Below are 24372 nucleotides of genomic sequence, written 5' to 3'. Positions count from 1 at the left end.
CTGGGGTGACCGGCGCCACGGCCTGTCATGGTTCGGAGCCATGACAGAGATGCTGGAGCACGTTTCCGCCGTCGTCGCCGACGCGGTCGTCGAAGACCGCGAAGCCGGCGTGTACCGCGCCAACCGGCGGATCTTCACCGACGAAGAGGTCTTCGAGCTGGAGATGAAGCACATCTTCGAGGGCAACTGGATCTACCTCGCCCACGAAAGCCAGCTGCCGAACCCCGGCGACTACTTCACCACCCACATCGGGCGTCAGCCGGTGGTGCTCACCCGCGACAAGGACGGCGAGCTGCACTGCCTGGTCAACGCCTGCGCCCACCGCGGCGCGATGATCTGCCGCCGCAAGACCGACAACCGGACCACGCTGACCTGCCCGTTCCACGGCTGGACGTTCCGCAACGACGGCAAGCTGCTCAAGGTCAAGGACCCCGACGGCGCCGGCTACCCGGAAAGCTTCGGCACCGGCGGCTCGCACGACATGACGCGCGTCGCCCGGTTCGACTCTTACCGCGGCTTCCTGTTCGGCAGCCTCAACCCGGACGTCTCGACCCTCGAAGAGCACCTCGGCGACACCACCAAGGTGATCGACATGCTCGTCGACCAGTCCCCCGACGGCCTGGAGGTGCTGCGCGGCGCGTCGACCTACACCTACGACGGCAACTGGAAGGTCCAGGCCGAGAACGGCGCCGACGGCTACCACGTCACGGCGACGCACTGGAACTACGCGGCGACGACCGCGCGCCGGAACACCGGCGAGTCCAAGAACGACACCAAGACGCTCGACGCGGGCAGCTGGGGCAAGTCCGGCGGCGGCTACTGGTCCTACCCGAACGGGCACCTGTGCCTGTGGACGTGGGCGGGCAACCCGCAGGACCGTCCACTGTGGAATCGAATGGCCGAGCTGAAGGAGAAGTTCGGCGACGCCAAGGGCGAGTTCATGGTCCGCGGCTCCCGCAACCTCTGCCTCTACCCCAACGTGTACCTGATGGACCAGTTCTCCACGCAGATCCGGCACTTCCGGCCGATCGCGCCGGACAAGACCGAGGTCACCATCTACTGCATCGCCCCGAAGGGTGAGAGCGCCGACGCGCGGGCGTGGCGGATCCGCCAGTACGAGGACTTCTTCAACGCCTCCGGCATGGCCACCCCGGACGACCTGGAGGAGTTCCGCTCCTGCCAGCTCACCTTCCGCGCCACCGCCGCGCCCTGGAACGACATGAGCCGCGGCGCGCAGCACTGGCTGACCGGCCCGGACGAGGTCGCCGAAGCCCTCGGCATGAAGGGCGTCATCTCCGCCGGCAAGAAGAACGAGGACGAGGGGCTCTACCCCGTCCAGCACGGCTACTGGCGCGAGACCATGCGGGCCGCGATCGCCGCGGAGCGAGGGGAAACCCGATGACGACCGCCGAAAAGACCGTCACCCAGCACGACATCGAGCAGTTCCTCTACCGCGAAGCCCGCTACCTCGACGACCGCGAGTTCGAGAAGTGGCTGGAGTGCTACGCCGACGACGTCGTCTATTGGATGCCTTCCTGGGGCGACGACGATCTGCTCACCGAAGACCCGCAGACGTCGGTCTCGCTGATCTTCTACCCGAACAAGGGCGGGCTCGAGGACCGCGTGTTCCGCATCCGCACCGAGCGGTCCAGCGCGACGTCCATCCCGGAGCCGCGGACCAGCCACAACATCACCAACGTCGAGCTGATCGAGCGGCACGGGGACGTCGTGGACGTCCGGTTCAACTGGCACACCATGTACTTCCGGTACAAGACGGTGGACCCGTACTACGGGACTTCCTTCTACACCATCGACTTCTCCGGCCCGGCGCCGCTGATCCGCCGCAAGACCGTGGTGCTCAAGAACGACTACATCCACCACGTCGTCGACGTCTACCACATCTGAGGTCCCGTCATGACGCACCAGATCGCCCTGTCCTTCGAGGACGGTGTCACCCGGTTCATCACGTGCGCGCCGGACCAGACCGTCGCGGACGCGTCCTACCGGCAGCGCATCAACATCCCCCTGGACTGCCGCGACGGCGCCTGCGGCACGTGCAAGGCGTTCTGCGAATCCGGCGAGTACGACGGCGGCAGCTACATCGACGACGCGCTCACCGCGGACGAAGCCGAGAGCGGCTATGTGTTGCCGTGCAGCATGAAACCGAAGTCCGACCTGGTGCTGCGGATCGCGAGCACGTCGGCGGTCGCCAAAACCCAGGCGGCAACCTACCCGGCGACACTGACCGCGCTCGACCGGCTCTCCCCCACCACCGTCGCGGTCACGCTCGAGACGCCGGAGCGGGACCAGCTGGCGTTCCTGCCCGGCCAGTACGTCAACATCGCCGTGCCGGGGACGGCCGAGACGCGCTCGTACTCGTTCAGCAACGCCCCCGACGACAAGCACCTGACTTTCCTGGTAAAGCTCACGCCCGGCGGCGTGATGTCGGACTACCTGACCGAGCGGGCGCGGGTGGGCGACGAGCTGACGTTCACCGGGCCGCACGGCAGTTTCTTCCTGCGGGAGAACGAAAGTCCCCTGCTGTTGCTGGCCGGCGGCACCGGGCTCGCGCCGATCCTGTCCATCCTGCGCACGCTGCGCGCGGCCGGCTCGACCCGGCCGGCGCACCTGGTCTACGGCGTCAGCACCGATGACGACCTCGTCGAGGTCGAGACGCTCACCGAGCTGGCCGCCCAGGTCGACGGCCTCACGTGGGACCACTGCGTCGCCGATCCGGGCAGCGCGGCCCCGAACAAGGGGTACGTCACCACACTCATCCGGGACGAGCACCTGCACGGCGGCGACGTCGCCGTCTACCTGTGCGGGCCGCCGCCGATGGTCGAGGCCGTGCGCACGCACTTCGCCGGTGCCGGGTTCGAGCCCGCCGGGTTCCACTACGAGAAGTTCGCTCTCGCCGCCGCGCCACAGCCCGTCGCGCCGCAGCTTGTCGCGGTGCCCGAGCCGGAGCCCGTGGTCGCCCGACCGATCGACCACCCCGGCGCGAGCCGCGCGCTGGCCGGCCAGACCGTCTTCCCCGAAGCCGCCGTCGCCGCGCTGAGGAGCGGCTCGGTGCGGCCCGTCGAGGAGGAAACAGCCACCGCACGCGCGATCGCCGGGCAGGCGGTCTTTCCCGCGCCGGCCACCCGCCGGGCCGCGACCGCCGGCGAGCGGCCGCGGTTCGTCACGCCGGGCCGGTTCGACGGCAAGGTCGTCGTCGTCACCGGCGCGGCCCAGGGCATCGGCGAGCGGACCGCCCGCCGGATCGCCGACGAGGGCGGCGACCTGGTGCTGGCCGACCGTTCGGACCTCGTCGAAGGCCTGGCCGGCGAACTTTCCGCCCAAGCCGTCGTCGCCGACCTGGAGACGTGGACCGGCGCCCAGGCCGTGGTGGACGCGGCGCTCGCCCGGCACGGCCGGATCGACGTGCTGGTCAACAACGTCGGCGGGGCGATCTGGTTCAAGCCGTTCACCGAGTTCACGCCCGAGCAGATCGAGGCCGAGCTGCGGCGGTCGTTGCTGACCACGCTGTTCGCCTGCCGGGCCGCGCTGCCGTCGATGAGCGGGCGGGGCGGCGGCGTGATCGTCAACGTCTCCTCGGCCGCCACCCGCGGCGTCCACCGGATCCCCTATTCCGCGGCGAAGGGCGGGATCAACGCGCTCACCGCGTCCCTCGCCGTCGAGTACGCCGGCGCGGGGATCCGCGTGGTCGCCACCGCACCCGGCGGCACGGACGCCCCGCCCCGGCGCGTCTCCCGCGGCGGGTCGCCGCTCGAGTCGGACCGGGAGCGGGCGTGGTTCCAGGCGCACATCGACCAGACGCTCGAGTCGTCGCTGCTCAAGCGATACGGCACGCTGGACGAGCAGGCCGCGGCGATCGCGTTCCTGGCCTCCGACGAGGCCTCGTACGTGACCGGGACCGTCCTGCCCGTGGCCGGGGGTGACCTCGGCTGAGACCGGTGAGGTGAGCGTGGCACCGCTGATCGGGCGTGCGGAGCTCGCGGCCGGCCTGGAGCGGCTGCTCCGGACCGGCCCGGGCCGGTTCGTGCTGCTCGCCGGACCACCGGGGATCGGCACTTCCGCGCTGGCCGGGCACCTCGCCGGCCGTCACGACGGCCCGGTCCTGAGCGTCACCGCAGCCGTCTGGGAAGCCCGTGCGCCGTACGCCCTGCTCACCCAGGCGATCCCGGACCTGCCGGTGTCCGACCCACTCGGCACGGCCGCGGAACTCGCCGACCGCGTCGAACCCGGAACGCTCCTGGTGATCGACGACGCGCACTTCGCGGACGTCGAGTCGCTGCAGACCCTCGGTTCCGCGCGCCGGCACCACCTCGGCCCGCACGTCGTGGCGACCGCGAACACCGGTGACCGGCGCGCCGCCGCCGACGTCCTGGACCTGCTGCCGAAGCTCGCGACCGACGTCCCGCGCCTCCCGCCGCTGGACGCGGCACAGGTCGGCGAGCTGGCCGCGGCCTACGGCGTCGCGCTGCACCCGACGATGGCCGAACGCCTGCGCCGGCACACCGAGGGCCGGCCGCGCCCGGCCGTGGAGCTGCTCACCGAACTCCCCCGCGCGCTCTGGTCCCGGTTCGACCCCGCCCTGCCCGCGCCCGAAGCCACCGACGCCCGCGTGCGCGAAAGCCTCGCCGCGTGCACCCCGGGCGCGCGGCGGTTCGCCGAAGCCGCGGCCGTGCTGGGCGCGGACACGCCGGTGCGCGCGGTGCTGTCGCTGGCCGAGCTGGACGCCGAGCCGCTGCCGCTGATCGACGAGACCGTCGCCGCCGGGCTCGTCCGGCTCGCGCCGCGCGGCCTCACCCACGTCGGCCCGCCCGACCCGATGGTCCGGGCCGCGGTGCTGGCCGAGCTGGGCCCGGCGCGGCGGGCCGGGCTGCAGCGCCGGGCCGCCGGGCTGGTCGACGACCCGGTGCGGGCGCTGCGGCTGCTCGTCGCCGCCAGTCCGGTACCCGATCCCGGGCTGGCCGGCCGGCTCGACGACCTCGCCCGCGAGCGCGCCGCCGAAGGCGCGTGGGGCACCGCCGCGACCCTGCTCAGCGACGCGAGCCGGCTCACCGACGACCCGCGGTACCGGCAGGCCCGGCTCACCCGCGCCGTCGACGCGCTGATCGGCGCCGGCGACGTGTTCCGCGCCGCGGCCCTGGTGCCGGAAGTGGAGAGCGGCCACGAAACCCCGCTGCGGGACGCGGTCCTCGGGTACCTGGCCGTGGTCCGCGGCCGGGCCGCCGAAGCCGGCACGCGGCTGCGGCGGGCGTGGGACATCGTCAACGCCGAGCGCGACCCGGAGACCGCCGCGCTCATCTGCCAGCGGTACGTCCTGGACGCGCTCGCCCGCTACGACGGCGGCGACCTCGTGCGGTGGGCCGACCGCGCCATCGAGCTGGCCGGCGCCGACACCCCTCCAGCCGTCGAAGCCGCCGCCATCCGCGGTCTCGGCCTGGCCGCCACCGGGCGCGCGAAGCAGGCTCGCCGCGACTACGAGCAGCTCACCGCGCGCTTGCGCCACGGCGCCCAGGCCCAGCGCGCGACGATGGCCCGCGGCTGGCTCAACCTGCTCACCGACCAGCTCGACGACGCCCGCGTCGACCTGGAAAGCGCGATCCCGACCAGCTACCTCGGCGGGTCCGCCCGGATTTCGCTGTGGGCACGCGCCTGGCTCGCGCGCACGCAGTTCCTCACCGGCGAGTGGACCGAGGCGCTGGCGACCGTCCGCGACGCGCTCGACCTGCAGGAACGCACCGGAATCCTGCTCACCGGCCCGCTGCTGCAGTGGACGGCCACGGCGGTGCACGCCCTGCGCGGCGACTTCGACGACGCGGAAGCCGGGCTGCTGCGGGCCGCCATCGGCGCGGGCGACTACCCGATCATGCGGGTGCCGAGCCAGCTCGCGCGGGCGCACCTCGCCGAGGCGCGCGCCGACTCCGCCGGCGTGCTGCGTGCGTTGTACCCGCTGACCCGGCCCGCGCCCGGCGCCGGCACCGACGAACCCGGGCACTGGCCGTGGGCGGACATGTACGCCCACGCCCTGGTCCTGCTCGGCCGGCTCGACGAAGCCGACGCTTTCCTTTTGCCACACGAGAAACTGGCCGCCAAGCGCGACCACCGCTCGGCCCGCGCCCGGCTCGGCGCGGCCCGCGGCCGGCTGCACGGCGCCCGCGGTGACGTCACCGCCGCGACGACGTCGTTCGACGACGCCCTCGACCTGATCGGCACCCTGCCCCTGCGCTACGACCAGGCCCGCATCAACTTCGGCTACGGCCAGACGCTGCGCCGCCTCGGCCGCCGAGCACGCGCGGACGTCGTGCTCACGGCGGCCCGCGACGGCTTCGCGGCGATGGGCGCGACGACCTGCGTCGAACGCTGCGACCGCGAGCTGAAGGCGGGCGGGGTGCACCTGACCCGCTCCGGCTCGCGGCTGACGCCCCAGGAGGAGGCCGTCAGCCGGCTCGTCGCCCAGGGGTGGTCGAACAAGGAGGTCGCCGCGGAGCTGTTCCTGTCCGGCAAGACCGTCCAGTACCACTTGACGAGGGTGTACGCGAAGCTCGGCATCCGCTCACGCACCGAGCTCGCGGCCCGGTACGGCGTCGAAGGGGCTTGACCGAGCGCCCGGTCTTCTGCCTCGACGACACGGCCGTGACGTTGCGGTGGACCGTCCTCAGTGGACGGTCCATCTCAACCCAGGGATTCGCGGTACCAGCCGGCCGCTTCGGCGAGGCGCGGGCCGAAGCCCGGGCCCGGGGAAACGCCCGTCAGTTCCCAGATTCGCGTGCTTTCGTACCAGTGGTCCCGCGTCAGCAGCGAGTACTGGTGGTCGGTGAGCGCCGGGAGCGCCGCGCGCGTGCGGGCCCGGTGCTCGAGGAGGGTCAGGTCCGCGACCGGCACCGGCAGGTCGAGCAGCGCGCACACGGCGGTGATGAGGCCGCGCAACGGAACCGGATCGGGATCGGCGACGTGGAAGACCTCGCCCGCCCCGCCGGTACCGGGGTTGAGCGCCAGCACGGCGATCGCCGCGGCCAGATCGGCGACCGCGACGAGTGACGTGCGGGCCGCACCGCCCGCCGCCCACGCGGGGACGGCGGTGATCCACCGGGCGAGGGCGGGCACGACGTGCCGATCCCCGGCCCCGTGGATGAGGTGCGGCCGCAGGACGACCCCGCCGGCGGCGAGGACCAGGCGTTCGCCGGCCAGCCTGCTGCGGCTGGTCGCGGAGGCCGGGCCCGTCACGGGAGCGGCCCCGCCGGCCGGGTGGTCGTGACCGGTTCGCGAACCCGAATCCATCCCCAGAGTGGATTCGACCCCGCCGCGACCGGCCACCGGACCTGTCCCACCACGCCCCGTCAGCGGCCCCGCACCCGCCGCGGGCCCGGACCCCCGTCCGCCGTGGCCGGCCGGACCCCGGCCCGGCTCGCCGCCTTCGGCCCCCTGCCCCCTGTTCACCAGCCGGTCCCGGCCGGGTGGCGGCCCCGGAACCGCCCCCGATCCGAACCAACCGGTCGGTTCCGCCGCCCCCTGGTGCACGCCGTCGCGGTAGACCGCGCACGTGCTCAGGTACAGCACCTCCGCCGTGCCCGCTCGGCGGGCCTCCGCCAGCAGCTTGGCCGTGCCGTCCTCGTTGACGGCCGTGCACAACGCCGCGTCGCCCCCCACCTGCGAGGCCAGGTGCACCAGCGTCGTGATGCCGGTGCACAGCCCCACCAGACCGGCCGCGTCGGTGACGTCGCCGCGCCAGGTCGTCACGCCCGCGGCGGTCATCCAGCCCGGTAGCGGGCGGCGGGCGAGGACGCGGATCCGCGCGCCCTCGCCGCGGGCGACCAGCTCGCGCAGCACCGCCGTGCCGACGAAGCCGGTCGCGCCGGTGACCAGCAGGTCCGGCTCACCGGTTCTCACGACAAGTGCAGTGCCAGCGTGCCGCTCGCGGCCGTCGTGCCTTTCTGCCGCACGTCGACCCGCACGGTCCGGGTGCGGCCCGGCCCGGTGGCGTCCGCTTCGACCACCAGCAGGCACTCCGAATCGAACTCGACGTACGAGTCGAACCGGAAGTCCGCTCTTTCGGGCAGCGCGTACGGGTCGCCGACCGCCAGCAGCGCCGCCTGGCGGGCCCCTTCGACGAGCACCATGCCCGGCACGTGGTCGACCGGGTGGTCGAAGAGCACCGCGTGGTCCGGGTCGAAGCGCAGCGCCCAGGTGCCGTCCGTCGGCGTCGCCGCCACCAGGACGTCCTCCACGCGGTCACGCCCGACCGAGGCCGGCGCGACCGCGGGCAGGACCGCGGCCTGGAACGGCGTCGCCGCGAAGTGGTCGCCCCGCACCCGGCGGTAGACCGCCGAGGAGACGCAGCGCCAGCGCTCCGAGCCGGTGCCGATCCGGCGCCCGTCGCGGAAGCACTCGAAGTCCAGCCGCATGCCGCCGACGTTCTTGCCCCGGAACTCGACCTCGTGCGCGGTGACCCGCAGGACCACGTCGACCGGCCGCCCCAGCGTGGCCAGCCCGGTCTGCTCGACCGCGTACTCCTTGTGGTCCGACAGGAAGCCGTGGCTCAGCGGCACCCCGTACGCACGGTGCGCGATCAGCAGCACCGCCTGGCGGATCGTCTCCGCGTAGAGCATCGGATCGTGGAAAACCGGCGTCCGCGGCCCGAAGAAGCTGTGCCGGCGCGGCCACTGCGCGCCGACTTCGAACCGGCCTTCGCCGAGGATGTGCAGGTCGGTGACGAAGACTTCCGAGACGGCCGCGCGGTGCACGAGGCTCCGCGGGATCGTCTGCTGGAAGTCGACCGAGCTCACCGCCGGGATCGTGTCGATCTTGGTTTCCGGTATTTCGCGCACAGACTCCTGAAGCATCATGCCGACCATGACGGTCCTCCTAGAATGTCCATCCCCAGTACCCCAGTGCCCCCCACATCAGTTTTAGCGGAATCGGACACGCAAAACCATACCAACCGAGCGGTTTTTTTTAGTGGCTTTCGCGGCCACCGGGACGTAGACTGTCCCTCTGACGCGGGGATACCGCCGAATGGTCTACTGTGGACCGATCGGCCAGAGCGAGAGGGGCTGACGTGGCTCGCCAAGAGCGTGCGGAGCAGACACGGAACGCGATCCTCGAGGCGGCCGCCTCGCGGTTCGACGCCGTGGGCTTCCTCGGCGCGAGCCTCTCGGACATCCTGACCGAGGCGGGTGTCACGAAGGGTGCGCTGTACTTCCACTTCAAGTCGAAGGAAGACCTCGCCGACGCGCTGATCGACGAGCAGTTCACGGTCTGGGACCCACTCGCGGAGATCGACGACCCGGGGTTGCAGACGGTCATCGACCTGACCCAGGGAATGGCGGCGAGCCTGCAGTCCGACGTGCGGGTCCGGGCGAGCATCCGGCTGGTCATCGAGCAGGGATCGTTCATCGCGCCGGCGGGCAACGCGTACAAGCGCTGGATCGACACGATCCACGGGTGCCTGCTCGCGGCGAAGGCCGCGGGCGACCTGCGCAAGGAGATCAACGCGTACGACCTGGCGATGTTCGTCCAGGCGTCGTTCACCGGGATCCAGCTGAGCTCCCAGGTGCTGACGGGGCGGAACGACCTGCTCGAGCGGGTGACGTTCATGTGGACCACGGTGTTGAGCTCGGTGGTCCCGCCGCGGCGGGTGCACCGGTTCGTCCCGGAGGGCACGGCCCAGGTGACGGCCGCGGTCTGAGGGTTTTCGGGGAACGGGCGGCCGGGCTGGTGCCGGGCCGCCCTTTTTCACGCCCGCGGCGGCAGGCGAGCCGGCCAGCCGAACCCTCAGGTGCGGGCCGTGCGGGCGGCGGCCGGGTGGCGGGACAGCTCCAGCAACCGCCACAACTTGCCCAGTGTCGCCGCCAAATCGCTGTCCGGGACCACGATCCGGCTCGACACCACCGACTCGAGACCCACACACGTGACCACCACCAGCAGCTCCGCGGTCTCGATCGGCACGTCCGCGCCCAGCTCGCCGCCGGCCAGCGCCTCCGCCACGTACTCGTGGACCTGGGCCAGCCACGCTCGGGAAAACACCACGAACCGCTCGTCCACCGAGCCCATCTCGCGGGCCATCCGGAAGCTCGCGCCCACCTTCGGGTCCTTGTCGAGCCAGCGCATCAACGCCCGGCTCAGGTCCGCCAGCCTCGGCAGCGCCGAACGGGGCCCCGCCGACTGGCGGCTCACGTGCTCCTCGAGCACCGCCGTCGCCGCGGCCTGGACCTCGTCGCAGATCTCGTCCTTGGACGAGAAGTGGAAGTACAGGCCGCCCTTGGTGACCCCCGCCGCCTGGGCGATGCCCACCATGCTGGTGGCCGCGTACCCGTCGCGGTGCAGCAGCTCGGCCGCGGCTTCCAGCAACAGGCGCCGCGTGTGTTCCGAGCGTGCCTGCTTGGTCACCGTCGGTCCCCTCGTCCGGCGCAGGGGTCTGCGCGTCTCGATCATGATTACATACCAACCGCCCGGTTTACAACTAGGGGAACCCCAGTTTCCGGCCCCTGACAACGGGATTCGCGACCGCTCACAGAACAAACCGACCGACCTCCCGGTTTTGTCTTGAAAACCGGGAGGTCGGTTTAGTACGCTGCCGGAGTGGGACCGGGCAGTTGGGCGCTGGAGGACAACACTGGGGGCGCCGGGCCGGGCAGATCCGATCGACGCGGACACCGGAGGGCACTGGAAATGGACTACGGGATACTGGGGCAGATCAGAGTCACGGGGCGGCCCGGCGTGAGCGCCCCGCGGGCTCGCAAGATCGAGACGCTCCTGGCCGTGCTGCTGGTCAAGCGCAACCAGGTCGCGACCACCGAGCACCTGATCGGCGAGCTCTGGGGAGAGCACCCGCCGGCCCGGGCGAGCGCCGCGCTGTACGTCTACGTCTCGCAGCTGCGCAAGCTGCTGCGCGGCACGGGTGACGACGCCGACGACAGCCCCGTCGTCACCAGCCCGCGCGGCTATTCACTGCACGTCAAGGACGGCGAGCTCGACGCCGACCGCTTCACCCGCCTCTACGAGCGCGGCCGGGCCCTGTACTGGGACCGCAACTACAAGGAGGCCGCGGCCGTCCTGCGCGAAGCCGCGAATCTATGGTGCGGCGAGGCGTTCGGCGGCTTCACCGACTCCCCCGACGTCCAGGCCTACGCCACGCTGCTCGAGGAGAGCCGGCTGGAGTGCCTGGAACTGCTGATGGAAACCGAGCTGCTGATCGGACGGCACCGCGAGGTCGTCGGTCAGCTGTCCGCGCTGGCGAAGGAACACACGCTGCGCGAGACGTTCTACGAGTACCTGATGACCGCCCTGCTGCGCTCGAACCGCCGTGCGGAGGCCCTAGAGACCTTCGCCTCCGCCCGGCAGCACCTCGTCCAGCAACTGGGCATCGAACCCGGCAGTTCGCTGCGGAAGCTGCACCACAGCATCCTCGTCGGCGAGATGTCGGACGCGGTCTGACCCGGCCCGCGTCCGGCTCCCAGGGGCCCGGTCCACCGCCACCAGCGGGGACCGGGCCCTTTTTCAGCTTCGGTAGAGGGAGACGACCGGCGAGCCGCACGCGGCGGCCTCGCCGTACCAGCCGCCCCACCGGCTGTCGAGCGCCAGCTCGGCCAGCTCGGCCATGAGGTCCAGCTCCGACGGCCACACGTACCGCAGCGGCACCCGCGCGTCGGCCAGGAACAGCGTCTGGCGCGCGCAGTCGTGCCCGGTCACCAGCGGGTGCGAAGCCCAGCCTGCCGGGTCGGGGTGGTGGCCCTGGACGACGAGGGCGCCACCGGGCCGCAGCAGCGCCGCCAGCCGGCGGACCGCGCGTACCTGCTCCCGCTGCACGAGCAGCCGGGAAAGCACGTCCGCACCGGCGTACACGACGTCGAAACGCTGCGCGGGCAGGCTGTCGAGGCCCGCCTCCGCGACGGCGTACCCGAGTTCCGCCAGCTCGTCCGCCACCGGGCCCGCGCTCAGCGCGAGCACGCGCGGACGGTGCGCGACCCGGTCGGCGACCTCGGCGAGGAACGCCGCCGCGCCGGCCGGGTCGGCCGCCAGCGGGGCGGACCACGCGTCGAGGGTCACGGCCGGGTTCTCGGCGATGCGGGTCGGCATCGGCAGCCACCTCACTTCACGGACTGGTCTGATCTCCTCTACGCAGAGTGCCCGACCGACCTAAAGTCGACCTTGCGCGCACGAGAAAGCGGCCCGTGCGCAGGGCACGGGCCGCTTCCGGTACCGCGGGAGGGATCAGCCGCGGGAGCGCTGGTGGAACTTCCGGATCGCGAGGTACGCGGCACCGGCGGTGATGACGCCCCACCAGGCCAGCGCCAGCCAGCCGGTCGAGCCCAGGTCGGTGCCGTTCATCAGGCCGCGGACGGCGTCGATCAGCACGGTCACCGGCTGGTTGTCGACGACGGCCCGCAGCACCGACGGCATGGACGCCGTCGGCACGAGCGCGCTGGTGGCGTAGGGGACGAACACGAGGATCATGCCCAGGCCACCCGCGCCCTCGACGGTCTTGGCGATCGACCCCAGCAGCGTGGCGAGCCAGAAGACGCCGGAGGCGAACAGCACCAGCAGCCCGATCGCGCCGAGCCAGCCGAGCACGCCGCCCGCCGGGCGGAAGCCGATGGCCAGGCCGACCGCGACCATCACCACGAACGAAAGCATGCTGCGCAGCACGCCGGAGACCACGTGGCCGACCAGCACGGCCGGGCCGGCCATCGGCATCGAGCGGAACCGCTCGACCAGCCCCTGCGTGAGGTCCGCGGCCACCCCGACCACCGTGGTCGTCGAGTTGAACGCGATGCTGATGGCCAGCAGGCCCGGCAGCAGGTAGTCGATGTAGGCCAGGCCGCCGGACATGTTGATGGCGCCGCCGAACATGAAGCGGAACAGCAGCAGGAGCACGATCGGCAGCGAAACCGCCTGGAACAGCATCTCCGTGTTGCGGAGGATGTGCTTGACGTTGCGCCCGATCAGCACGCGGCAGTCGGACAGCACCAGCGCGAACGCCGAACGGCTCGGGGTCTCGGGGAGCTGCGTCCCTTCGACCTCCCTGGACAGGGTCTGGGTCATCGCTTCTCTCCCGTGGTTCCGGTGAGGGTGTGGAAAACGTCGTCGAGGGTCGGCTCGGAGAGCTCCAGCCCGGTGGTCTCGAGGCCGGCGTCGGCGATCTGGTTGAGCACCCGCCGCACCTGGGCGGACTGGTCGATCGCGACGCTGACGGTGTCGTCGGTCAGCACGCCGCCCACGACGTCGTGCGCGCGCGCCGCCTCGGTGGCGGTGGCGAAGGTGAGCTTCAGCCGCTCGGTGCCGACCTTGCGCTTCAGCTCGGCCGCCGTGCCTTCGGCGACCACGCGGCCCTTGTCGATGACCGCGATCCGGTCGGCGAGCTGGTCGGCCTCCTCGAGGTACTGCGTGGTGAGCAGGATCGTGGTGCCGCCGTCGAGCAGCTCCCGGATCGCGTCCCACATCGCCGAACGGCTGCGCGGGTCGAGACCGGTGGTCGGCTCGTCGAGGAACAGCACCGGCGGCGAGGTGATCAGGCTGATCGCCAGGTCGAGCCGGCGGCGCATGCCGCCGGAGTAGGTCTTGACCGGGCGGTCGGCGGCTTCGGTCAGGTCGAACTGCGCGAGCAGCTCGGTGGCGCGGGTCTTCGCGGCCGGCAGCGCCAGGTGGAACAGCCGGGCCATCATCTCCAGGTTCTCGCGGCCGGTAAGCAGCTCGTCGACCGCGGTGTTCTGACCCGTGAGGCCGATCTGCTCGCGCACCTTGCGCTTGGGCCCGGCGAGGTCGTGGCCGTTGATCGTCACGGTGCCGCCGTCGGCGTCCAGGAGGGTGCTGAGGATCCGCACCGTCGTGGTCTTGCCGGCACCGTTCGGGCCGAGCAGCGCGAACATCGTGCCGCGCCGCACGCTCAGGTCGACGCTTTCCAGGACGTCCACGTCGCCATAGGACTTGCGCAGCCCCCGTGCTTCGATTGCGTAGCCGGTGACCATGGGTTACCTCTCCTCGTTCGGGTCAAGATCGTCGTGAAGCACGGGAAACTCTCCCCACCAGTGGGCCATAGCCGCGTCTACGGCGGCAATAATGGCCGGGGCGGGCCGGAATAGGGGTCGACTAGTCGTCGTCACCACCGCCGATCGCCATGCTGATCAGCGCGTCGGTGTCGAGGTCGTCGATCGTGGCCTCTTCGACGGCTTCCGGCTCCGCGGTGTCTTCCTCCGGCAGGCGGACGCCCGCCAGCTCCAGCAGCCCGTCCAGGAGCCCGGCGGCACGCAGCTTCTCCAGCGGGATGCCCGCCAGCGCGTCGCGAACCCCTTGTTCCGTAACGGCTTCCTCGGCCACCTCGACCTCGGCCGGGGCCAGTTCGCCGACCAGGTGCTCGGCGAGGACCCGCGGGGTCGGGTAGTCGAAGATCAGGCTCACCGGCAGCTTCAGGCCGGTGACGAGGCTGAGCTTGTTGCGGAACCCGGTGGCGGACAGCGAATCGAAGCCGACCTCGTTGAACGAGCGGTCCGGTTCCACCGCCTCCGGCCCGGCGTGGCCGAGCAGCGTCGCCGCGTGCGTGCGGACCAGCGTCAGCACGGTCGGGACGCGCTTGGCCACCGGCAGGCCCGCCAGCTTCTTCGCCAGCGACTCGGTGTCCTCGACCGCGTCCTGGGCCGCACGGCGGCCGGGGGTGCCGGCCAGGCCGCGCAGGACGGCGGGCAGGTCGTCGTCGCCCGACGACGCCAGCACGCGGGTGTCCAGCGCGATCGGCACCAGCAGTGCCTCCGCACCGCCGGCCGCGGAGTCCAGCAGCGCCAATCCGTCCTCAGTGGACAGTGCGGTGATGCCGGTCTCGCCGATGCGGTGGGCGTCCGCGTCTTCCAGTGCCTCGCCCATGCCGCCGGCCCACAGGCCCCACGCCAGCGAGGTGCCCGCCAGGCCGTCGGTCCGGCGCCGGGCCGCCAGCGCGTCGAGGAACGCGTTGGCCGCGGCGTAGCTGCCCTGCCCCGGTGCGCCGAGGACGCCGGCGGCCGAGGAGAAGAGCACGAACGCCGTGAGGTCGGCGTCCCGGGTCAGTTCGTCGAGCACGGACGCCGCGTCGGCCTTGGGCCGCAACACGGTGTCCAGCCGGGACGGCGTCAGCGACGTCAGGACGCCGTCGTCGAGGACGCCGGCCGCGTGCACCACGGCCCGCAACGGCGCCTCCGCCGGGATCCCGGCCAGCAGGGCCGACACGGCGTCGCGGTCGGCGACGTCGCACGCGGCGATGGTGACGTTCGCGTCGAGCGTGGCCAGCTCGGCCGCTCCCGGGGCGTCGGCGCCCCGGCGGCTGACCAGCAGCAGGTTGCGCACGCCGTGCTCGGCGACCAGGTGCTTCGCCACGGCCGAGCCGAGCGCGCCGGTGGCGCCGGTGACCAGGACCGTGCCTTCGGCGTCCCACACCGGGGCCGCGACCGCGTCGGCCGCCTTGGCCAGCCGCGGCACCAGCACCGCGCCGGCCCGCAGGGCGACCTGCGGCTCGTCGGAGGCCGCCACCGCGGCGAGCGTCCGGCCCGCCGGGGTACCCGCGCCGAGGTCGACGAGGGTGATCCGGTCCGGGTGCTCGGCCTGCGCCGAGCGGACCAGGCCGGCCACCGCGGCCCCGACCGGGTCGGGGTTCTCCTCTGCCTCGGTCGCCACCGCACCGCGGGTCACGACGATCAGCGACTCCCCGGAGCCGGCCAGCCAGGACTGCAGCAGGCCGAGCACGCGGTTCAGTTCGGTGTGGAGGTCGCCGCCGCCGACCGGCAGCACCGCCGGGCCGGTCGCGTCCGCCTTGGCACCCAACGCTTCCGTGAGACCGAAGGCGTCCGCGCCCAGCACCGACCAGTCGGTGACCTCGGCGACGGCGTCGAGCTCGGTGGGTTCCCAGGCGACCCGGAACAGCGTGTCGCCGCCCCCGGTGGGCGCGGCCTGCGGAACGGCGGACATCGGGCGCAGCAGCAGGGACTCCACCGAAGCGACCGGCGCGCCGGCACCGTCGGCGACGTCCAGCGAGACCGCGCCGGTGCCCGCCGGGCGGACGTGGACCCGCAGCGTCGTCGCGCCGACGGCGTGCAGGCGCACGCCTTCCCACGCGAACGGCAGGGCGGGTTCGCTGCCCGCGGCGCCGGAGACGCCGATGGTGTGCAGTGCCGCGTCGAGCACGGCCGGGTGGACGCCGTACCGGTCCACATCGGACACCGAAGCCGGGAGCCGGATCTCGGCGAACGCCTCGCCCTCGCGCTTCCAGGCCGCGACGAGCCCGCGGAACGCCGGACCGTAGGCCAGCCCGTCGGCCGCGAGTTCCTCGTACGTGCCTTCGAGGTTGACCTGCTCGGCGCCGGCGGGCGGCCAGGCCGTCAGGTCGAAGTTCGCCTTCTGGCCTGCCTTGGCGAGCTTGCCGGTGGCGTGCCGCGTCCACGCGCCGCTCGCGCCCTCGGGTCGCGAGTGGACGCTGAACGCGCGGGTGCCGTCGGCGCCGGGGGCGTCGAGGGCGAACTGGACGCGGACGCCGGTGCGCTCCGGCACGACCAGCGGGTACTCGAGGGTCAGCTCGTCCAGCCGCGGGCAGCCAGCCTCGTCGCCGGCGCGGATCGCCATCTCGACGAACCCGGTGCCGGGGAACAGGATCGCGCCGCCGACGACGTGGTCGGCCAGCCACGGGTGCGTGCCCACGGAGAGCCGGCCGGAGAACAGCAGGCCGTCGGCACCGGCCAGTTCGAGGGCCGATCCGAGCAGCGGGTGGTCCTCCTGGCTCACCGAGCCGGTGGTGCTCTCCAGCCAGAAGCGCTGCCGCTGGAACGGGTACGTCGGCACCGCGACCGGCCGGGCGCCGGTGGGCTCGTACACCGCGGCCCAGTCGACGTCGACGCCGCTGACGTGCAGCTGCGCGATGCCGGTCAAGGCGGCGACGGCTTCGTCGTTCTCCTTGTGCAGCAGCGAAGCGAGGACTTCCGGCCGCTCGTCGAGGCAGCCGGCGGTCATCGCGGCGAGCGTGGTGTCCGGGCCCAGTTCCAGGAACCGGTTGACGCCCTCGGCCGCGGCGCGGGTGACCGCGTCGGCGAACCGGACGCCTTCGCGCACCTGCTGGACCCAGTACTCCGGCGAGGTCAGGTCGGCGTCCTCGGCGACCGTCGAGACGACCGGGATCCGCGGCGACGCGTAGGTCAGCTCCGCGGCGATCGCGCGGAACTCGTCGAGCATCGGCTCCATCAGGCGGGAGTGGAACGCGTGCGACACCTTCAGCTGCTTGGTGCGCTCGAACTTCGCCGCCACCGCGGCCACGGCGTCGGCCGCCCCCGAGATCACGACGGAGTTCGGCCCGTTGACCGCGGCGATGTCGACGCTGTCGTCGCGGACTTCCGCCGGCGTCGCTTCGATCGCCACCATCGCGCCGCCGGTCGGCAGCGCCTGCATCAACGCACCGCGGGCGACCACCAGCTTCGCCGCGTCCGCCAAGGAAAGTACGCCGGCGCAATGGGCCGCGGCGATCTCGCCGATCGAGTGACCGATGAGGACGTCCGGCTTGACACCCCACGACCGCACCAGCCGGAACAGCGCGACTTCCAGCGCGAACAGCGCGGGCTGGGTGTAGCGGGTCTCGTCCAGTTCCTCGGCGACCGAGCGGATCGGGCGGTCGAGGTGCCGGTCCACTTCCGCGCAGACCTCGTCGTACGCGGCCGCGAACGCCGGGAACTGCTCGGCCAGCCGCGCACCCATGCCGGCACGCTGCGAACCCTGGCCGGCGAACAGGAACGCCGTGCGTCCGCCCGCGCTGGCGATGCCGCTGACGACCCCGCGAGCCTCCTCTTCGTCGACCAGCGCGGCGAGACCGCGGACGAACTGCGGCGACCGCTGCCCGATCAGCACCGCACGGCGGTCGAACGCGCTGCGCGTGGTGGCCAGCGAGTACCCGATGTCGGCGAGGCTGCCCTCCGGGTCCTCGTCCACATAGGACATGAGCTGCTCGGCCTGTGCGCGCAACGCCGCCGCGCCGCGGCCGGACACCGGCCACGCGACGGGACCGTCGTGGTCGTGCCCGCCGCCGGTCACCTCGCGGCGGTCACCCTCCTCCAGGATCACGTGGGCGTTGGTGCCGCTCACACCGAAGGAGGAGACGCCGGCCCGGCGGGTGTGCCCGTTGGGCAGCCACTTCACCGGCTCGACCAGCGCGCGGACCGCGCCGGACGACCAGTCGATCTCACTCGACGGGCGGCCGACGTGCAGCGTCGCGGGCAGCTCGCCCTGGCGCATGGCCATCACCATCTTGATGACCCCGGCCGCGCCGGCCGCTGCTTGGGTGTGGCCGAGGTTCGACTTGACCGAGCCGATCCACAGTGGACGGTCGGCCGAGGTTTCCTTGCCGTAGGTGGCCAGCAGCGCCTGGACCTCGATCGGGTCGCCCAGCTTCGTGCCGGTGCCGTGCGCCTCGACGGCGTCGACGTCGGCCGCGGTGATGCCGGCGTCGGCCAGCGCCGCCCGGATCACGCGCTGCTGCGCGGGGCCGTTGGGGGCGGTGAGGCCGTTGGACGTGCCGTCCTGGTTGACCGCGCTGCCCTTGAGCACCGCGAGCACCGGGTGGCCGAGGCGGCGGGCCTCGGACAGCCGCTCCAGCACCAGCACGCCGACGCCTTCGGACCAGGTGGTGCCGTCGGCGTCGTCGGAGAACACCTTGCAGCGGCCGTCGGCGGCCAGGCCCTTCTGGCGGCTGAACTCGACGAACGTCTCCGGCGTCGCCATCACGGTCACGCCGCCGGCCAGTGCCAGCGAGCAGTCGCCGCCGCGCAGGGCCTGGGCGGCCATGTGCATCGCGACCAGCGAAGACGAGCACGCCGTGTCGACGCTGACCGCCGGGCCCTCCAGGCCGAGCGTGTAGGACACCCGGCCGGTGACGATCGAGCCGGCGCTGTTCGCGCCCACGTAGTCGTGGTACTGGACGCCCGCGTAGACGCCGGTCGGGCTGCCCTTGAGCGAGGTCGGGTCGATGCCCGCGCGCTCGAGCGCCTCCCAGCAGGCCTCCAGCAGCAGCCGCTGCTGCGGGTCGATGGCCGGGGCTTCCTTCGGCGAGACACCGAAGAAGGTGGCGTCGAAGTCGCCGGCGTCGTGGACGAACCCGCCGCGGGCGACGTACGTCGTGCCGGGGCGGCGGCCGGTCGGGTCGAGCAGGCCGTCGACGTCCCAGCCGCGGTCGGCCGGGAAGTCGCCGATGGCGTCGCGGCCACCGGCGACGAGCTCCCACAGCTGCTCGGGCGAGGTGACCCCGCCGGGCAGCCGGCAGGCCATGCCGACGATCGCGATGGGCTCGTCGGACGCCTTGGACGCCGTGGTGACGATTTGGTCGGCCCCGCCGGTCAGCTCGGTGAGCAGGTGCGTGGCCAGCGCGGACGGCGTCGGGTGGTCGAAGATCAGCGTCGCGGGCAGGCGCTGCCCGGTCGCCGCGGTGAGGCCGTTGCGCAGCTCGATCGCGGTGAGCGAGTCGAAGCCGAGCGACTGGAACTGCGCGGCCGGCTCGATCTCGTGCCCGCCGCCGTAGCCGAGGACGGTGGCCGCGTGCCCGCGGACCAGGTCGAGCACGGCGTCGGCCCGGTCGGCCTCCGGCAGGGCGCGGACGCGGGCGGCGAACGAGTCCTCGGCGGCCGCGGACGCACTCGCCGCGACGCGCCGGGTGGGCCGTCCGGTGAGTTCCTCCAGGGTCTTCGGGATCCGGTCCAGCTTCCGCAACGCCGGCAGGTCGAGCTTGACCGGGACGACGGCGGCCTGGCGGGAAGACAGCGCGCGGTCGAACAGGTCGAGCGCGTCCGAAGTGGACAGTGGCACGATGCCGCCCGAGGCCAGGCGCGCGACCTCGGCCTCGGTCAAGGTGCCGCCCATGCCGCCGACTTCGCCCCACAGGCCCCAGTCCAGGGACAACGCGGGCAGGCCGCGGGCGACGCGGTGGGCGGCGAGGCCGTCGAGGAACGCGTTCGCGGCGGCGTACCCGCCCTGGCCCGGCGCGCCCAGCACGCCGGAGACGGACGAGAACAGCACGAACGCCGAGAGCGCGGTGTCGCGGGTGAGCTCGTGCAGGTTCAGCGCGCCGTCGACCTTGGGCCGCAGCACGGTGTCGAGGCGCTCGGGCGTGAGGGCCGTGACGACGCCGTCGTCGAGGACGCCGGCGGCGTGCACCACCGACGTGAGCGGGTGCTCGGCGGGGATCCCGGCCAGGACTCCGGCCAGGGCGGCGGGGTCGGCGACGTCGCAGAGCGCGATGTCGACGTGCACGCCCAAGTCGGCGCCCAGGCTCTCCAGCGCGGGCGTGCTGCGGCGGCTGACCAGCAGGAACCGCCGGACGTCGTGCTTCTCGGCCAGGTGCCGGACGAGCGCGCCGCCGATCGCGCCGGACGCGCCGGTGACCAGCACCGTGCCGCCCGGGTGGAAGTACGCCGGCTCGGCGCCCGCCGCCGCGCGGACCAGCCGCGGGGCGAGGACCGCCCCGAAGCGGACGGCGGCCTGCGCCTCGCCGGTGGCGAGGACCTGCGGAAGGACTTCGGCCGCGGTGCTTTCCGCATCCAGGTCCAGGAGCACGAACGTGTCCGGGTTCTCCTCCTGCGCCGAGCGCACGAGGCCCCAGGCGGCGGAAGCAGCGAGGTCGGTGACGCCCCCGGCCGCCGCGACGGCCCCGCGGGTGACGACGACCAGACGCGCGTCCTCCGGGTGCTCCCCGGCGAGCCAGTTCTGCAGCGCGCCTAGCACGCGGTGGGTCAGCTCGTGGGTTTCGCTGCCCGTGCACTCGAAGATCTCGACGGCCGACGCGTCCACAGTGGACTCGGCGGGAATCCGCTGCCACTCGACCCGGTACAGCGGGGCTTCGGTCGCGATCGGCGTCGAGAACGCGCGGAACACGGTCTCGGCGACCGTGGCGACCGGCGCGCCCGTGCTGTCGGCGAGGGCGACCGCGAAACCGTCCTCGGTGGTCGGCGTGAACTTCACCCGCAGTGCCGAAGCGCCGGTCGCGTGCAGTTCGACGCCCGTCCAGCAGAACGGGACGCGGCCGACTCCGCCGTCTCCCCCGCCCGCGACGCGCAGGGCGTGCGTGCAGGCGTCGAGCGCGGCCGGGTGCAGGCCGAAGCGCTCGGCGTCGCTGTCCTCGGGCAGCGCGACCTCGGCGTAAACCTCACGACCCCGGCTCCACACCGCGCGCAGCGAGCGGAACAGCGGGCCGTAGGTGAGGCCGGTGCCGGCGAAGTCGTCGTAGAGACCGTCGATCGCGACGGGCTCGGCGCCCGCCGGCGGCCATTCGGTCAGCTCGGTCCCGCGGTGCGTCTGCGGGGCGACGGTGCCGTCGGCGTGCGCCGTCCACGGGTCGTCGGTGTCCTCGAGCCGCGAGTGGACGCCGACGGCGCGGACGCCGTTCTCCCCCGCGGCCCCGACCGTGACCTGCACCTGGACGCCACCGCGGTCCGGGACGACCAGGGGGCTGCCGAGCGTCAGTTCCTCGATGCGGCCGCAGCCGACCTGGTCGCCGGCGCGGATCGCCAGCTCCAGAAACGCCGTGCCGGGCACGGTGGCGACGTCGCCGAGGCGGTGCTCGTCGAGCCACGCGTGCGTCTCGAGGGAGAGGCGGCCGGTGAGGACGACGCCGTCGGTGTCGGCGAGCGCGACGGCCGCGCCGAGCAGCGGGTGGCCGGCGGAGGTGAGGCCGGCGGCGGACACCTCGTCGCGGTTGGCGCGGGCGTCGATCCAGTAGCGCTTGCGCTGGAAGGCGTACGTCGGCAGCTCGACGCGCCGGGCGCCGCGGCCCTCGAAGACCGCGGCCCAGTCCGGGGCCAGGCCGCTGACGTACAGCTCGGCCAGCGCGGTGAGCGCGGTGGCGGGCTCGGGACGGTCCTTGCGCAGGACCGGCACGACCACGGCGTCGAAGCTCTGCCGGGCGAGCGCGGACAGGACGCCGTCCGGGCCGACCTCGACGAACCGCGAGACACCCTGGTCGCTCAGCGCGGTGAGGCCGTCGTGGAACCGGACGGCCGCGCGGACGTGCGAGACCCAGTACTCCGCCGTGGCGACCTCGGGCCCGGCGAGCGCGCCGGAAACGTTGGACACCAGCGGGATTTCGGGCTGGGCGTAGGTGAGCGTGCGGGCCACTTCGCCGAACTCGGCCAGCATCGGCTCCATCAGCGGCGAGTGGAACGCGTGCGACACCTTGAGCTTCGAGGACTTGCGGCCCTCGAACTGCCCGACCACGGCGGTGACCGCGTCCTCGGTGCCGGAGAGCACCACGGAGTCCGGGCCGTTGATGGCGGCGATGCTGACGCCGTCGGTCAGGTGCGGCGTGACCTCGTCCTCGGTGGCCTGCAGCGCGACCATCGCGCCCCCGGTCGGGAGCGCCTGCATCAGCTTGGCGCGGGCGGCGACGAGCTTCGCCGCGTCGGCCAGGGACAGCACCCCGGCGACGTGCGCGGCCGCCAGCTCACCGACCGAGTGGCCGAGCAGGAAGTCGGGCTTGACGCCCCACGAGGACAGCAGCCGGAACAGCGCGACCTCGATCGCGAACAGCGCGGGCTGGGTGTAGCCGGTCTGGTTGATCAGGCGCGGCTTGTCGAAGACGACTGTCTTCAATGGACGGTCGAGATGCTGGTCCAGCTCCGCGCAGACCTCGTCCAGCGCGGTGGCGAACACCGGGAACGCGGCGGCCAGCTCGGCCCCCATGCCCGCGCGCTGCGCGCCCTGACCCGAGAACAGGAAGGCGGTGAGACCTTCGACGGGCGAGCCGGCGACCAGTTCGCCGACCGCCAGCGCCGTGAGACCCGCTTTGCCGTCGAGCACCACCGCGCGGTGGGACAGCGGCGAGCGGGACGTCGCCAGCGAGAAGCCGAGGTCGAGCGGGGACACACCGTCCACAACGGACAGCAGTCGAGACGCCTGTGCCTTCAGGGCGGCGGAACCGTGCCCGGCGAGGGGCCATGGGACCGGCACTTCCGCAGGCCAGTTCGGCGTGGTCTCCTCGACCTCGACCGCCGGCGCCTCTTCGACGATCACGTGCGCGTTGGTCCCGCTGACGCCGAACGACGAGACGCCGGCGCGGCGCGGCTTCTCCCCCGCCGGCCAGGGACGCTCCTCCGTCAACAGCGAGACGTTCCCGGCGGTCCAGTCGACCTCGGTGCTCGGCTCGGTGACGTGCAAGGTCTTCGGCAGCAGGCCGTTGCGCAGCGCCTGCACCATCTTGATCACCCCGCCGACACCGGCCGCGCCCTGGGCGTGGCCGATGTTCGACTTGATCGAGCCGAGCCAGAGCGGGCGGTCGCGGTCCTGGCCGTAGGTGGCGAGCAGGGCCTGCGCCTCGATCGGGTCGCCGAGTGTGGTGCCGGTGCCGTGCCCCTCGACGGCGTCCACATCGGACGCCGACAGCTGCGCGTTCGCCAGTGCCTGGCGGATGACGCGCTGCTGGGACGGGCCGTTGGGCGCGGTGAGGCCGTTGGACGCGCCGTCGGAGTTGACCGCGGTGCCGCGCACGACGGCGAGGACCTGGTGGCCGTTGCGGCGCGCGTCGGACAGCCGCTCCAGCAGGAGCGTGCCCGCGCCCTCGGCCCAGCCGGTGCCGTCGGCGCTGTCGGAGAACGGCTTGCAGCGGCCGTCGGCGGCGAGACCGCGCTGGCGGCTGAACGCGACGAACGGGCCGGGCCGCGACATCACCATCACGCCGCCGGCGAGCGCCAGCGCGCAGTCACGCTGCCGCAATGCCTGCACAGCCAGGTGCAGCGCGACCAGCGACGACGAGCAGGCCGTGTCGATGGTGATGGCCGGGCCCTCCAGGCCCAGCGCGTAGGCGATCCGGCCGGAGATGACCGAGCCGGCGTTGCCGGTGCTCAGGTAGTCCTGGACCTCGCCGGCGAGCACCGCCGGCGGCAGCTCGTCGTAGTAGTCCTGGTCGCCGCTGCCGAGGAAGACGCCGACCTGCTGCTTGGCCAGCGAGTGCGGCGCGATGCCCGCGCGTTCGAAGGTCTCCCACGCCAGCTCCAGCGTGAGCCGCTGCTGCGGGTCCATGGCGAGCGCCTCGCGCGGCGAGATGCCGAAGAAGGGCGCGTCGAACTGGGCGACGTCGTGGATGAAGCCGCCCTCGCTCACGTAGCTCGTGCCCGGGCTGTCGGGGTCGGCGTCGAACATGCTGTCCAGGCCCCAGCCGCGGTCGGTCGGGAACGGCCCGATCGCGTCCCGGCCCTGCGCCACCAGCTCCCACAGGTCTTCGGGAGAGCGGACGTCGCCCGGGTACCGGCAGCCCATCGCGACGATGGCGATCGGCTCGGCGTCGGCGGCCTCGACCTCGCGCAGCCGCTCCCGCGTCTCCTGCAGGGTGGCGGTCACCCGCTTCAGGTAGTCGACCAGCTTGCTTTCGTCAGTCATCGTGGG

Annotated in this window: 13 protein-coding genes; 6 read left to right on the top strand and 7 right to left on the bottom strand. The window is 72.9% G+C overall.

Features of this window, described 5'->3' with window-relative positions; translation table 11 throughout:
• The first annotated feature begins 40 nt into the window (after window positions 1–40).
• From benA to ACIQWX_RS44965, 4 genes are read left to right on the top strand one after another with little or no spacing between them, the layout of a single operon-like run.
• Window positions 41–1402 carry a benzoate 1,2-dioxygenase large subunit gene (gene benA, locus ACIQWX_RS44980; protein ID WP_400884922.1) on the top strand — a complete coding sequence of 454 codons (1362 nt, stop codon included), beginning with the start codon at window positions 41–43 and terminating at the stop codon, window positions 1400–1402.
• The gene (gene benB, locus ACIQWX_RS44975) at window positions 1399–1905 is read left to right on the top strand and encodes a benzoate 1,2-dioxygenase small subunit (protein WP_400884919.1); all 507 of its coding nucleotides are present in this window, start codon (window positions 1399–1401) and stop codon (window positions 1903–1905) included. Before benA ends, benB begins: the two co-directional genes overlap by 4 nt.
• A gap of 9 nt (window positions 1906–1914) precedes the next feature.
• Window positions 1915–3951 (top strand): benzoate 1,2-dioxygenase electron transfer component BenC, encoded by a 2037-nt coding sequence (gene benC / locus ACIQWX_RS44970; protein WP_400884917.1) that lies wholly within the window; start codon window positions 1915–1917, stop codon window positions 3949–3951.
• Window positions 3952–3967: 16 nt separating this feature from the next.
• Entirely contained in the window at window positions 3968–6610 is a 2643-nt protein-coding gene (locus tag ACIQWX_RS44965) for a LuxR C-terminal-related transcriptional regulator (protein WP_400884914.1), read from the top strand.
• Between the two features lie 74 nt (window positions 6611–6684).
• On the opposite strand, the gene ACIQWX_RS44960 is transcribed toward ACIQWX_RS44965, so the two are convergent.
• Entirely contained in the window at window positions 6685–7899 is a 1215-nt protein-coding gene (locus ACIQWX_RS44960) for an NAD-dependent epimerase/dehydratase family protein (protein ID WP_400884912.1), read from the bottom strand.
• A complete protein-coding gene (locus tag ACIQWX_RS44955; RefSeq protein ID WP_400884909.1) occupies window positions 7896–8852 on the bottom strand; it encodes a ScbA/BarX family gamma-butyrolactone biosynthesis protein in 957 nt (318 codons plus the stop codon). Before ACIQWX_RS44955 ends, ACIQWX_RS44960 begins: the two co-directional genes overlap by 4 nt.
• Window positions 8853–9067: 215 nt before the next feature.
• Between ACIQWX_RS44955 and ACIQWX_RS44950 the strand changes: the two genes are divergently transcribed.
• On the top strand, window positions 9068–9697 hold the full coding sequence (locus ACIQWX_RS44950) for a ScbR family autoregulator-binding transcription factor (RefSeq protein ID WP_400884906.1): 630 nt from the start codon (window positions 9068–9070) through the stop codon (window positions 9695–9697).
• 86 nt (window positions 9698–9783) lie between these two features.
• Here the strand turns inward: ACIQWX_RS44950 and ACIQWX_RS44945 are convergent, their stop codons facing one another.
• On the bottom strand, window positions 9784–10398 hold the full coding sequence (locus ACIQWX_RS44945; protein WP_400884903.1) for a ScbR family autoregulator-binding transcription factor: 615 nt from the start codon (window positions 10396–10398) through the stop codon (window positions 9784–9786).
• A gap of 330 nt (window positions 10399–10728) precedes the next feature.
• Between ACIQWX_RS44945 and ACIQWX_RS44940 the strand changes: the two genes are divergently transcribed.
• A complete protein-coding gene (locus ACIQWX_RS44940; RefSeq protein WP_400884900.1) occupies window positions 10729–11445 on the top strand; it encodes a BTAD domain-containing putative transcriptional regulator in 717 nt (238 codons plus the stop codon).
• A 63-nt stretch (window positions 11446–11508) separates the two neighbouring features.
• On the opposite strand, the gene ACIQWX_RS44935 is transcribed toward ACIQWX_RS44940, so the two are convergent.
• From ACIQWX_RS44935 to ACIQWX_RS44920, 4 genes are all read right to left on the bottom strand, one after another.
• Window positions 11509–12087 (bottom strand): hypothetical protein, encoded by a 579-nt coding sequence (locus ACIQWX_RS44935; RefSeq protein WP_400884897.1) that lies wholly within the window; start codon window positions 12085–12087, stop codon window positions 11509–11511.
• Between the two features lie 135 nt (window positions 12088–12222).
• Window positions 12223–13053 carry an ABC transporter permease gene (locus ACIQWX_RS44930; protein WP_400884894.1) on the bottom strand — a complete coding sequence of 277 codons (831 nt, stop codon included), beginning with the start codon at window positions 13051–13053 and terminating at the stop codon, window positions 12223–12225.
• Window positions 13050–13976, bottom strand: coding sequence for an ATP-binding cassette domain-containing protein (locus ACIQWX_RS44925; protein ID WP_400884891.1), 927 nt, complete (start codon window positions 13974–13976; stop codon window positions 13050–13052). Before ACIQWX_RS44925 ends, ACIQWX_RS44930 begins: the two co-directional genes overlap by 4 nt.
• Before the next feature lie 121 nt (window positions 13977–14097).
• Window positions 14098–24366, bottom strand: a complete 10269-nt coding sequence (locus ACIQWX_RS44920) for an SDR family NAD(P)-dependent oxidoreductase (protein ID WP_400884889.1) — start codon at window positions 24364–24366, stop codon at window positions 14098–14100.
• Window positions 24367–24372 lie beyond the last annotated feature (6 nt).

It is taken from the genome of Amycolatopsis sp. NPDC098790, from assembly GCF_044759945.1.
GTDB lineage: Bacteria > Actinomycetota > Actinomycetes > Mycobacteriales > Pseudonocardiaceae > Amycolatopsis.
The sequence above is the reverse complement of the archived record's forward strand: the minus strand, read 5'-3'. Positions and strand labels throughout refer to the sequence as shown.